Genomic DNA, 12,023 nt, shown 5'->3' with positions numbered 1-12,023 from the left:
GCACAGGAGATCTCCTCGACGGACGGCTCCGCGAGGAGCCCCCGTGACATGAGAGGGTTCCTGTCGACCCCCTGATGGTTCGAGTGTCCCGGCCGAGGCGTCACCGACGTGTGACGGCCGCGTGGCCCGCCGCCGATCGTCACCCTCCGTCGGGGTCGACCAGCATCTCCTCCAGCCATTCCCGGACCACCCGGCACACGGCGTCGACCCGGGTGAGCGTCATGTCGCGCTCGACGCCCGAGGCGATGTCGGCGGTCGCGCGGACGTGCGCGCGCAGGGGGCGGGCGGAGCCTTCCTCCACCCAGACCCGGAGGATCATCACGCCGGTGCTCGAACGTGTCATGCCTTCACCGTGCGGGCCGGCCGTCACCGCGGCGTGACGGGGTGAGACCGGCGACCAGCCGGTGCAGCCGCTCGGTCGGCTCCAGCCCCAGCTCGTCGTGCAGACGGCGTCCGTAGCGTTCGAACGCGTGCAGGGCCTCGGACGGGTTGCCCTGCGCCAGGTGGGCGCGGACCAGACACACCTGGCCGCTCTCGCGCAGCGGATCGGCGTGCACGGCGGCCTGCGCGGCGGTGACGGCGTCGGCATGACGTCGTGCCGTGATCAGCCGTTCGGCCAGCGTCTCCAGGGCGTGCAGTCGCAACTGCCGCCAGTCCTCCGCCTCCAGCAACGCCCAGTCGTCGTACCAGCCGGGCAGCAGGTCCGCCGAGAGGGCTTCGATCGCTTCCAGGACGGAACAGCCGGGGAGCCGGCCGGCCTCGGCGGAGGCAAGGATGTGGAGGGCGGTCCGGCGGGCTCCGTGGAGGTCGACGGTGGTCTCGGGGGCCAGACGTACCTTGGCCGTGCCGATCTCCAGGGCCTGCCGGCCGGCCTGGTGCAGGCGTGCCAGGGCCGATCGGAGATTGGCGTGCGCACTGTGCTCGGGCGACGCCGGCCACAGAGTGCCCGCGATGAGAGGGCGGGGCACTGCCGCACGGGCGCACAGGGCGACGAATGCCAGGACGCGCTCCGACCCCGCCGGGACGGCAGCCGGCTCCCCGCCGACCCAGAGACCGAAGCCGCCCAGGACACCGATGCACGCTCCGGGCCCGGCTCGCCCGGACGGCTCGGCAGCCGCGGCGGGAGCCGGGGAGGACGGAACCGGGAGGACTCGCCGCGGTGCCCGCCGGTCGACCGAGCCGCGATCATCCCGGTGCCCGTTGCCCATAACCTTCCTCTGCCGGAACACAGTTCCGGCACCGCCGGAACGACTGGCGGAGGGCACACCCGCACCGGGTCGGGCGAGGCCCGGGCCTCCGGGCCGAACGTCCCCCGGTCCACGGGCTAGCCCGCGGGTCATAGGTCCAGTCTCCGCTCGGCCAGGGGGCGCGGCAACTCGGGCCCGGGGCGCACGCCTGATCAAACCGGCGCTCGGTGCGTTCGTACGGGGCGTGGTGTCACACGTCGGGCCTGATGCGCTCGAGAGCGCTGTTGGGTGGCGGGTGGAACTGGACAGCCTGTACCCGAAACAGTGCGTCGAGGGGGTTCGTGGTGGCCAGTGGGTTCCAGAGGACGAAGATCAAGCCGATGTTCGACGTCTTCGACGTGGACGGCAACGGCTGTCTGGAGGAGGGGGACTTCGAGGCGCTGGCGGCGCGATGGGGCCGGTTGCCACGGGTGACGGCGGATCCCGAGCTGGCCGCGCGTGTGCGTGAAGTGATCATGGGGTGGTGGCAGCATCTGTCGGTCGCCGCGCACCGGGGCGAGCAGGTCGGCATGGACGAGCTGATGACCGTGGTCGACCGGCTGCCGTCGATGCCGGAGGCCGTCATGGCGACGGCCGACACCATTTTCGACGCGGTGGACGAGAACGGTGACGGGCTTATCTCCCGTGCCGAGCACCAGCGGCTCATCGACACCTGGCACGGCCGCAGGATGGCGACGGGGGATGTGTTCGACCGTCTCGACCAGGACGGCGACGGTTACCTCGGGCGCGCGGAGTTCGCGCTGCTGTGGACGCAGTTCTGGATCAGTGACGATCCGTCCGAACCCGGCAACGTGATGTGCGGGCCCCTGACGCCGGTCGCCTGAGGGCGACTCACCGTCCCCCGGCGCGGCGCCGTACGAGGGACCTCGCCGCCCCCCGCCACTCTGGATGGGCGAAGGTGAACCCGGCGGCGCGCAGCCGACCCGGCACCACCCGACGGCTCTTGAGGAGCAGCTCCGTGTCCGAGCGCAGCGCGAGCGCCCCCAGCTCGGCCATCCAGCGCGTCGCCGGGAGTCCCACCGGCATCCCCCACGCCGTGCGCAGTGCCCGCATGAACGCGCGCTGGGGGAGGGGCCCGGGCGAGGCTAGGTTCACCGGCCCCTCGAGGTCGTCCCGGTCGATCAGGAACTCCACTGCGCGTACGAAGTCCTCGTCGTGGATCCAGGACACGTACTGCGCGCCGCCGGCGACCGGGCCGCCCAGCCCGAGGCGGGCCAGCCACGACAGCACGTCGAAGACGCCGCCCCGGTCGGGGCTCATGACCATCGCCGAGCGCAGCGCCACCTTGCGGGTCGCGGGAGTCGGCGCCTCGGTCTGCGCGCGCTCCCAGTTCCTGGCGATCTCGACGCTGTACGCCCAGTAGTCCGGCACCCCGGCTTCCGAGCCACCGATCACCCCGGCCTCGTCGTGTGCCGTGCCGTAGGTGTGGGCGTAGACCGTCGCCGTACTCATCTGCAGCCAGACGCGCGGTGGCCGCGTGGCGGCGGCGATCGCCTCGCCCACGACCCGCGTCGAATCGACCCGCGAGCCCATCATGGTCCGCAGGTTCTCGGCGGTGTAACGGCACGAGACGCTGCGTCCGGCCAGGTTGATGACGGCATCGCAGCCGTCGATCGCCGCGGCCCAGCGGCCGAGCGTGGCCCCGTCCCAGCCGACGTCACGCGCTCGCGCAGGGCGCCGGGTCAGTACCGTCACGTCGTGACCGGCGGCCGTCAGCGCACGGTCGAGAACCGTGCCCACCTGTCCGGTTCCTCCGGGCAGCACTACCTTCATCGGACCCCCTCGGCTTTCGCTCGGCCTCAGCGTAGCCCTCAATTTTGAACATGTTCAACTCGACGCCCGGCATGCGTGTCGAGCCGACCGGCTCGGGATGCCTCCCCGGCGCGCCGCCGGTCCGATTCGGCGGAGATTTCGTGAAAAGGCGGATACCGGGTTCCCGAAAAGTGGAGCATTCCATGTGCTGCCGGTCATGTGCCGGATCAGCGACATCTCCCCACAGGAGTAGCGGATGAAGCGATTGCGGAGAACACGGCTGCTGGGCCTCGGAGTCATGGCGCTGCTGCTCGGCCTGGTGGCCGCGCCCACCGCGCAGGCGGCGCCGGCCGAGGCGGTGGGGGCACACGCCGCTGCCCCCTCGGCCGTCGAGTGCAGTGGCAGCTGGGACGGCAAGACGTACTGGGCGAAGAGCCCCGCGGGGCGCAGCGGGGGCGGCTACGCGCGCACCTACTGGGACGCCTCGACCAAGCGCAACTGCGCGAAGTTCTGGTCCAGCCCCTACGACGGCCTGGCGTCGAACATCACGCTGTACCTCCACGACGAGAGCGGCGACTATGCCGCCGACCCGCCTCCGGAGCACCCGCAGAACTACCACTACTACGCAGGGCCGCTCTACACCTGGTTCAACGCGACCGGTCACTGCATCCACCTGAGCGGCTCGCTCGTCCGGGGCGGGGCGACCTACCGCCTCAGCACCCCGGACATCCGTTGCGGCTGACGGACCGTCGGTGACGGGCGGCCCGCCGGCCTCGCTCGTCGCATCGGCTGCGGGCCCCCGATCCCTCGGACCAGGCCCTAGAAGGGCTCGGCGGCCCGCAGAAGGCTCTGCGGCAGGTAGGGGGACTCGACGCGGACGGCCCAGCCGCGGCGGCGGGCGTGGCAGGCCAGGGCGAGAACGTCGAGGTCGACGGAGGCATCGGGATCGTCCGCGCGGTCGGCGACCTGGTAGTAGGCGCGGTGGCTCTCGAGGGCGTCGGCCAAGGCCAGGTTGAAACTCTCCTCGTCGCCTTCCACGAGCTGCGACAGCAGCACGGCCGGGGGCATGGCGAAACCCCAGTCCTCGGCCTTCTCGTCCTGCTCCAGCGCGCGCCGCGCGGCCTGCTCGGTGTCGGTGCCGGTCAAGTAGGCATGGAGGGCCTCGCGGTACGCGGTGAAGGCGGATCCGTCCGGGCGGGCGAAGGCGGGTCCGGTGAGTACCAGCGGAGCCAGGTCCTCGCGTGCGCCCGTGATGAGGGCGAAGGCGGTTGCCGTATGCCAGTTGTGGGCGCCGGCTTCTTCGCCCCGCCCGGCCGGGTAGCGCAGCGTGCGGCCGCCGATGGTCACCTCCGCCTCTGTGCCCGGCTCCGCCAGGGCGATACGGAACAGGGCCGCCCCCATCCCGGAGGCCAGCCGAGCGCTGGCGAGCAGGGCGTCCGTGCCCCCGACGGGGTCACCCGCGTGCCACTTGAAGAGCCGCTCCTGATCGCCCATGACCCAGCCGAGCCGCGAAACGGAAAGAGGCTTTCCGTCGGCCGAGGTGAACGCCTTGCGGAGGGCCTCCTCGTACCCGGCCCCGGTCTGCGGGTGCACGGTCCACCGGCAGTCCGGCCGCTCCACCACCAGTGGGCCCGCGGCGAGTGCGGCGACCGCGTCCGGCCGCCGCTTCCGGCCGAACCCCGCGACCCGTGGGCCCCGGGTCGCGAAGCCGGTGATCAAGGCGTGCGGGAGGTAGTCGGTCCGAACGGCCGGCGCCCAGCCCAGAGTCCGGTACGCCAGCACGGCGAGGGCGATGGGGACCAGCGGAAGAAGGCTGCTGGGGGAGGCCGAGGCACTGTGCAGGGCGGAGTGCCCGACCAGGAGGTCGGACATGGCGGCATCGAAGGCATCCCGGTCCTCCGCGGCCAGGGCACGCAGTGTACGCAGCGCCACGCTGTCCGGCCGCTCCGGCAGCGGCTCGCCCGTCTCCTCCGCGCGGGACCGGACCCGGTCCAGGGCCGCGTCGACAGCGGCGAGCTTGTCCCGCGCGCTCGGCGGATACTGCTCGTCGTCGCCGGTGTCGTCCAGGACCACCGCCATCAGTCCGGTGGCCAGCTCGCCGACGGGTGTTCCCTGCACCCGTCCGGCGAACTTCTGCCGGGCGAAGTGGAATGCCTCGCCGTGCACCTTGGCCCTGTCCCGGAGGATCGACAGGCACAGCGCGTCGATCCACACCCCGGGCGTGACGCTCTCCTCGGGGGCGTCCTCGCCGGGGTCGTAGCTCATGCCGAAGTTCACGTACTCCAGGAAGACCTGGAAGCTGCAGTGCGGGTGGTACGCGGCGTAGGCGACGGCACCGGCGGCGGCCTCGGAGGCGTCCTTGAGCGCGGCTCTCGCCTCCGGGGTGTCGAGGTCGGGCGTCTCCACGGAGAGGGCGCCCAGATAGTCGAGGAACTCCTCGGCGATCGACTGCCATTCGTAGGTGGTCATCCGGTCGGCCCGCGACATGGACCGCACCAGCCCCCCGATACGGTTCGTGAAGTCCTCGCGTGCGGCCGACACGACCGCCTCGCCCACCTGATGACGCTCTATCCGCACTGCCCTGCTCCTTGATCGGATCGTGTGGCCAGCGTAGATGCAGGGTCCGACAGCGGACCGGAACCGAGGAAGCCGGGAGCAGCGGCCCGGATGCCGGCCGGACATGCGGACGGCCCGCCGCGAAGCGCGCCGAGCCGTCTGCGTGCGGTGGGGTGCCGTGCCGTCAGGGGGCTATGGCCATGTCGAAGATGTGGACGTTGCCGTTGGACGGGAGCACCACGAACTGGACCTGCTTCGTGGCGTCCAGCGGGACGGAGTGGGCGAAGATCCGGTAGGCGATGCCCGCGTTCCCGTAGCCGTCCTGCCGGTTGCGGCCGTCGGCGGAGGCCACCAGCGTCGCGCCGTGGGCGTCGGCAGGGTCGAAGGACCAGTTGGGGAAGCCGAACGAGCCGCGGCTGCTGGTGCCGTCGGTGTAGTACACCGTGGCTGTACCGGTGGCTCCGCCGGTCACGCCGGAGCCGAGGAAGACCAGCTTGCCGCCCTTGCCGCTCAGTGCGATCGCCTGGCCCGCACTGGAGACGTTGCCCTTGGTGCCGGGAGCCGCCGCCGGCCAGGTCAGTTCGGCACCCAGCGCCTCGACCCGGCCGCCCGGAGTAAGTCCGGCGGCGGCCAGCTTCTGCGCGGAGAAGCTGTTGCCGCCCCCGTCGTAGTTGCCGGGCCCGGTGTTGCTCTCATCCGTAACCCCCACGTTGTTGTAGGCGGCCGAGAGGTCGGAAAGAGGAACGCCGGTGGTCTGGGTACGGGTGGCGGTGGCCGAGCCCAGGCCGTCGCCGCCGGCGTAGGTGGCCGTGGCGGTGAAGCTGCGCAGAGTGAAACCGCCGCGCTGCTCGGGAACCTGGATCCGGAACTCCGTGGAGGCCGAGGCTCCCTGCGCGAACGTTCCGGTGACACCGGCGACGCCCGGCTGGACGGCCCAGCCGACCGGACCCGTGAAGGACACCTTCAGCGACCGCATCTTCCCCGGTCCGGCGTTCTTCACGGTCACCTTCACCGTCGAGATGGCCGGACCGTCCAGGTCGACGGGCGAGATCGACACCTCGGTCCGCGCGGCCGCGGGCTCGGGCGGTGGTTCGGCGGCGGTGGCGGCGGGCGCGAAGGCGAGTGTCACCGCCGCCGCCACCGCCATGGCTCTGAGCGAACTGATCAAGCGGGTCAACTTCACTGACTGCTCCTTCTGTCGGTCGTCCGGGAAGGCGCTCAGGCCACGGGAGGCATGCTCGATTCACGGGAGTCCAGGCCCAGGCGCAGGTTCACCCAGGAGCCGCGGGTGAAGTCCGGGATCGCCACCGGACGGCCGCCCATCGCAAGCGACTTGACGCTCAGCGGGACGGGGGAGCACCAGGCCGCCGAGTCGTAGACGTCGATGTCGGGGACGAGACCGGCTCGCATCAGCTGGACGGTGCGCCACTGCAGCACGTAGTCCATGCCGCCGTGGCCGCCGTTGTTCGCCGCGTCGTCGCCGATCTTCTTCCAGAGCCAGTGGTCGAACTCCTTCCGGTACGCGTCGAAGTCGCGCCAGGAGTGCCCACTGTGGTCGGGCTCGACGTAGATCCGCCCGCCGGTCGACGACGTGCCCGCGTAGTCCTCGAAGATGCCGCGGCTGCCGGCCAGGCTGTTGATGCGGCTGTAGGGCCGGGGTGAGCTGACGTCGTGCTCGGCCCGGATGACGCGGCCCTTGGCGGTGTCGATCAGACAGGTGACCAGGTCACCGTTGATGTAGGTCTCCTTCCACGAGGGATGGGACCTGTCCATGAACCGTTCCCGGTAGTCGGCCAGCCCCTTGGGCTCGGTGGCGGTGGCCCTCAGTACGGTCATGCGGTCGCCGCGGTTGATGTCCATCGCGGCGGCGATCGGTGCGAGGCCGTGCATCGCATAGAAGGAGGCGGTGCTGCGGGTGTGCCACAGGCGCCGCCATGAGTCGGTGTAGTACGTGTCGGAGAACAGCAGTTCACGCAGGTCGTGCAGGTAGCCCCCGTGGCCGTTGGTGACGTCGCCGAACAGCCCGTCGTGGGCCATCTTCAGCATCGCCAGTTCGTTGCGGCCGTAGCAGCAGTTCTCCGAGAGGATCAGATGCCGGCGAGTACGTTCCGAGGTGTCGACGAGGTCCCAGAGCTCGTCGAGTTCGGTGGCGATGGGGAGTTCGACGACGACGTGCTTGCCGGCCTCCAGCGAGGCCTTGCCGTGCTCGTAGTGGAACTCCCAGGGCGTGGCGATGTACACGAGGTCGATGTCGTCCCGCCGCAGCATCTGCGCGTAGGCGTCCTCGGTGCCGCCGTACTCGGCAGGGCGGGGCTTGCCCTGCGCGACGAGGCGGTCGGCGAGCGCCTTGGCACGGTTGGCACGGATGTCGCAGACGGCGGTGACCCGGCAGCCGGGGACGGCTGCCCACCCCTCGCCCATGCCGGACCCGCGGTTGCCGATCCCGATCAGGCCGACGCGGACGGTGCCGTAGGCGTCGAAGGGCACGTTGATCATCGACTTCTGGGCACTGCCGCGCCGGGGCGAGGCGGCCGGAAGCGGCGCGGCGGGATCACCGGGTGCCGCGTGCGCGGCCCCGGCACCGGCCACCATCGCCCCGGTGGCCAACGCACCTCCCAGGAGCAAGCGGCGTGAGACTGCGGGGATTTCGGGCATGGGGACGCTCCTTCGGTCCGCGACCGGGCATCACTGGCGGCAACGACTCTGACGGGACCGACGGAGGCGTGTCAATAGTTGCTCGAAGAGGCGTCACTTCGAACAGAAACAAGCAAGTACCGGTGCGTCAGCACACACGGGTGGTCCGTGGGTCGGCACCGTCACTGTGCGTAGGCGGAATGACGCATCACGACTGCTTTGTCGACTCCGACGGCGTCATCCGTTTTCCGTACGACCCGCGGAGCGACGACAGCGTGACGCATTGGGCGGAGCTGCCCACCCTGCCCGAGGCGATCTTTCCTTGCGGTCAGTTGCGGTCAGTTGCGGCGGGCGAGGGAGGCGCTGAGTGCGGTGGCGAACAGGCACCAGCCCGTATACGGGGCCAGTGCCGCGGCGGCCTTGGGATCGCCGCGCCACACCTGGCGGACGAGCTGGAGGTTGCTCGCGTCCAGCAGCACGGTGCCCCAGACGCCGGCGGTCGGACTGCGGCGGCCGAAGAACAGCCATGTCCACGACGCGTTGAGAGCCAGATTCGCACCGAAGCCGATCATCAGGGCGCGCCGCCGGCGTCCGTCGGCACGGCTCACGGCGTGTCCGGCACTCCACGCGATCGAGGCGTAGAACGGCGTCCACACGGCGGGAAACGCCCAGGCAGGTGGCTGCCAGCCCGGCTTGTCCAGCGATGCGTACCAGGTGTCCGACCGGCCGGCCGCCCGCGCACCTGTCCAGGCGCTCACGGACACCGCGGCGCCGGACACCACGTACGGCCAGCGGCCGGCTGAGAGACGGGAAACGAGTGTGCGCTTCGGTTTCATGCCGTCCGTGTACCCATGCGCTGTGGTTATGGCTGTGAGGGTCCTTGACCGGGCCGGACCCGGCTGCGGCGACGCACCCGGAGGAAGAACGCCCGCACCGGCCGGTCGGTACGTCGAAACCGCGACGGTCGGTCGTCTCCGGATCTCAGCCGAAAATGTCCAGGAGATCCGGCCAGGAGCCGTCGCCGGCGGGGCGGGGCCGCATCGGGACCGGATCCGGATAGGTCTCTGCCGCGACCCGCGCGCGGACGATGTCGGGCCCGCCGCACGCCGCGACCGCGAAGTCGCCGAAAACCCCGGCGAATGCGGCGGGGTCACGAAACTCCACGCCGAACGCTCGGCCGTCCTGCAGGGGCACCCACACCACCCGGTCGAAGCGCCGCCATTCCCGCACCGGCTGGTCGTCCGCGGTCGACCGCTCTTCCAGCCACAGCCGGGCCACGTGCAGCAGGTTGATCCTCTCCATCGGCAGCCGTTTGCGTCGCACCCGCAGTTCCTGCGTCGTCAGCTCGACGCGCTGGTCCTTCTTCGGGTACCAGACGACGCCGATCCCGAACGGCACCCACAGCAGGATCCCGATCAACGGCCAGGCCAGAGCGTCGTCCCACGACCGGAGCAGCCCGCCGTCCAGAAGGTAGAGGGCCCCGAAGACCAGGACCCACTTCGCCGTCATCCGCCAGAACCCCGTGCCCTGCCGGTACAGGACCCGTCGCTTCCCCGTCATCGTCATGCCGGCACGCTATCCGCCGCCCCCACAGCTCACCGTAGGCGCCCTCGACACGTCTCCCACCTCGGAGGCGACACGCTCCGCAGCCACCACACGAGGTGGAACCGGACGCTCTGCCGAGAACACGAATTCCCCTTCACCCAGCGTGCACCTGCCGGCGCTGCCGCGAGAGTGCTTCCCGACCGCCGCCCCAATGCGGTCTCTTACCGCGGCACGACGGCCGCCAGTACGCCCCGCGCGGCCGTACCGTTCGGCCACGTCCACCCGCCGACGAGGTGTCCGGACGACTCCTGAGCAGCCTCCGCCGGCCGCAGGACGCGGGTGACCCGAACGTCGAACCCGCCGTCAGAGCCAGTGCCGTGCACGGTGACGGTCGGGTCGGGGGTGTCGCTCTTGCTCTGGTGCTGCGGCGTCGCCTCACCGCACAGGAGCGCACGCAGCTGCGCCATCACCACCGGGTCGTGGACGCCGTCGTAGACCCATCGGGTGCCGAGGACGCCGTGCTCGGAGGTGCCGATCAGCGCCTCGCCGGGGACGCCCTCCAGCGCCGCGTCGCGGTAGCCCATCGGCACCAGGTACGCCACCGGATCCTGCTCGCCGGTGTGCGCCACGATCATGAACTCGATCCCGACCGCGCCTCGCGGATCGTCCAGACGGAACCCACCGGCGTTGACCAGATCCGCCGTTCCCGCCTTGCCCACGTACCAGCTCTGCTTCGGCAGCCACTCGGCCAGCAACTCCAGCTTGGTGGGCGTCATGGTGGTGCGGTGGATGGAGGCCATGCGAGCTCCCTCACGCGTAGGTCTGGGCCCCGTCCGCCGACGGGGCGTGATCAACCTATAGGAAACGGCAACCTGCTTCCCGAGCGACACCAAGTGGTCGCGCAAACAGCCCCGTTGGCCTCGCGGTCTCACACAGTCGCCTCCCCGTGGCCGACCGCTGAGACACTGGCCCGTTCGGCGACAGCCTATGGATGATGCGTGGACCCGCACGGCGCAATGGGTGCGCCGAGCCGCCACCCAGGGGGCTGGGCGGTGGCCCAGGTGTTTCGACACGCGGTCGAGCGCGGTGCGGCTGCGCGCCTGGTGGACAGCGCCTTCGGCGGCCGGTTGGAGTGGCTCACGCCATCTCCTGCCCACCGTCCGGCCGGAGAGGTCCGATCGGCCCGCTGGTCCGGATGAACCCGCAGACTGTCTTGCCGTAGACGATCACAAGCGCTTCAATGCCCCCACCGTCCACAGAAGGAAACCCGATTCATACCCAGCGAAGGGCTTCTTCTTGACCGCCATACGCGCCACCGCCATCACTGCGGCCGCCTGCGCCACCGTGCTCGCCATTGCGTCGCCCTCGTCCGCGATCAACTCCTACAACGCGACCCCCGCCCCCGAGCGCACCGAGGTCGGCGCCCTCGTGGCCACCTGGGACGACGACGGTGACCCGGCCACCCCGGACCGCGTCGACTGGGTCTGTTCGGGCACGATGATCGACGCGGACACATTCCTGACGGCCGCTCACTGCACAACCGATTGGCCGGACAACGTACGATTCCACGTCTCTCTCAGCCAGGACGTCCAGGCCGACCTGGACGCCGCGGCGAAGAAGTACCCCGGTGACCCCGCCGCACAGGCGAGAGCCGTCGCCGTTCAGGGCACGGCCCACAGCCACTCCGACTACCCGGGACCCGCCGCCGACACGCACGACATCTCGGTCGTCGAGCTCCCGGCCGCGCAGATGAAGGCACGCTGGTCCTTCACCCCGGCCGCGTTGCCGACCGCCAACCAGCTCGCAGCGCTCGGGTCCAAGAAGCTCAACTCCACCGACTGGGTCGTCGCCGGATACGGCACCCAGGAGGCAGTGAACGGACCGGGCGGCCACACTCACCCGGGTGGCGGTGTCAGGATGAAGGCGCCAGTGAGCTTCAACGCCCTCAACGATGCCTGGGTGCGCCTCGCCATGACGGCCCCGCAGGGTAACGGAGGCGCCTGCTACGGCGATTCGGGCGGACCCAACTTCGCCGTCATCGGCGGGAAGCGCATCCTCGCGGCGACGACCATCACCGGCGACAGCCCGTGCTACGCCACCAATGTCACATACCGGCTGGACACTCCGGGAGCGCGCGCTTTCCTGTCGCCGTTCGTGCAACTGCCGTAACCCTCGAAACGCACAGGGCCGGGTGGTGCCGGTGGCATGCCGCGCTGGCGCCCGCCGGCCCACCTCGGCCCCGTCCCCGCCGACAGGCATGAACAGGTGCCGGCCACTTGCCACCGCACC

At 70.8% G+C, this 12,023-nt stretch carries 12 protein-coding genes; 3 read left to right on the top strand and 9 right to left on the bottom strand.

Annotation, left to right across the window (positions count from 1 at the left end; all coding sequences use genetic code 11):
• Positions 1-139 precede the first annotated feature (139 nt).
• Together ACFWJB_RS20685 and ACFWJB_RS20680 are read right to left on the bottom strand one after the other, a co-directional pair.
• Entirely contained in the window at positions 140-343 is a 204-nt protein-coding gene (locus tag ACFWJB_RS20685; protein WP_385457713.1) for a hypothetical protein, read from the bottom strand.
• 4 nt (positions 344-347) lie between these two features.
• Complete coding sequence (locus ACFWJB_RS20680) at positions 348-968, bottom strand: BTAD domain-containing putative transcriptional regulator (RefSeq protein WP_386923875.1); 621 nt, start codon at positions 966-968, stop codon at positions 348-350.
• 563 nt (positions 969-1,531) lie between these two features.
• Between ACFWJB_RS20680 and ACFWJB_RS20675 the strand changes: the two genes are divergently transcribed.
• The gene (locus ACFWJB_RS20675; protein WP_386923873.1) at positions 1,532-2,071 is read left to right on the top strand and encodes an EF-hand domain-containing protein; all 540 of its coding nucleotides are present in this window, start codon (positions 1,532-1,534) and stop codon (positions 2,069-2,071) included.
• Between the two features lie 7 nt (positions 2,072-2,078).
• On the opposite strand, the gene ACFWJB_RS20670 is transcribed toward ACFWJB_RS20675, so the two are convergent.
• On the bottom strand, positions 2,079-3,020 hold the full coding sequence (locus tag ACFWJB_RS20670; protein WP_385457707.1) for a TIGR01777 family oxidoreductase: 942 nt from the start codon (positions 3,018-3,020) through the stop codon (positions 2,079-2,081).
• A 235-nt stretch (positions 3,021-3,255) separates the two neighbouring features.
• Between ACFWJB_RS20670 and ACFWJB_RS20665 the strand changes: the two genes are divergently transcribed.
• Positions 3,256-3,741, top strand: coding sequence for a hypothetical protein (locus ACFWJB_RS20665; RefSeq protein ID WP_386923871.1), 486 nt, complete (start codon positions 3,256-3,258; stop codon positions 3,739-3,741).
• A 77-nt stretch (positions 3,742-3,818) separates the two neighbouring features.
• On the opposite strand, the gene ACFWJB_RS20660 is transcribed toward ACFWJB_RS20665, so the two are convergent.
• The 6 genes from ACFWJB_RS20660 to ACFWJB_RS20635 form a co-directional block, all read right to left on the bottom strand.
• Entirely contained in the window at positions 3,819-5,555 is a 1,737-nt protein-coding gene (locus ACFWJB_RS20660; RefSeq protein ID WP_386923920.1) for an Imm49 family immunity protein, read from the bottom strand.
• 184 nt (positions 5,556-5,739) lie between these two features.
• Positions 5,740-6,702, bottom strand: a complete 963-nt coding sequence (locus ACFWJB_RS20655; RefSeq protein ID WP_386923918.1) for an NEW3 domain-containing protein — start codon at positions 6,700-6,702, stop codon at positions 5,740-5,742.
• 71 nt (positions 6,703-6,773) lie between these two features.
• A complete protein-coding gene (locus tag ACFWJB_RS20650; protein ID WP_386923869.1) occupies positions 6,774-8,210 on the bottom strand; it encodes a Gfo/Idh/MocA family protein in 1,437 nt (478 codons plus the stop codon).
• A gap of 317 nt (positions 8,211-8,527) precedes the next feature.
• Positions 8,528-8,947, bottom strand: a complete 420-nt coding sequence (locus ACFWJB_RS20645; protein ID WP_386923867.1) for a TspO/MBR family protein — start codon at positions 8,945-8,947, stop codon at positions 8,528-8,530.
• A 223-nt stretch (positions 8,948-9,170) separates the two neighbouring features.
• Positions 9,171-9,755, bottom strand: a complete 585-nt coding sequence (locus ACFWJB_RS20640; protein ID WP_386923865.1) for a hypothetical protein — start codon at positions 9,753-9,755, stop codon at positions 9,171-9,173.
• A gap of 200 nt (positions 9,756-9,955) precedes the next feature.
• Positions 9,956-10,534: a 1,4-alpha-glucan branching protein gene (locus ACFWJB_RS20635; RefSeq protein ID WP_386923863.1), complete on the bottom strand. Its 579-nt coding sequence runs from the start codon at positions 10,532-10,534 to the stop codon at positions 9,956-9,958.
• A 496-nt stretch (positions 10,535-11,030) separates the two neighbouring features.
• Between ACFWJB_RS20635 and ACFWJB_RS20630 the strand changes: the two genes are divergently transcribed.
• Entirely contained in the window at positions 11,031-11,903 is an 873-nt protein-coding gene (locus tag ACFWJB_RS20630) for a trypsin-like serine protease (protein ID WP_385457691.1), read from the top strand.
• Positions 11,904-12,023 lie beyond the last annotated feature (120 nt).

Source organism: Streptomyces sp. NPDC127100, from assembly GCF_042724095.1.
Lineage (GTDB): Bacteria > Actinomycetota > Actinomycetes > Streptomycetales > Streptomycetaceae > Streptomyces.
This window is presented reverse-complemented; position numbering and strand designations above follow the sequence as displayed.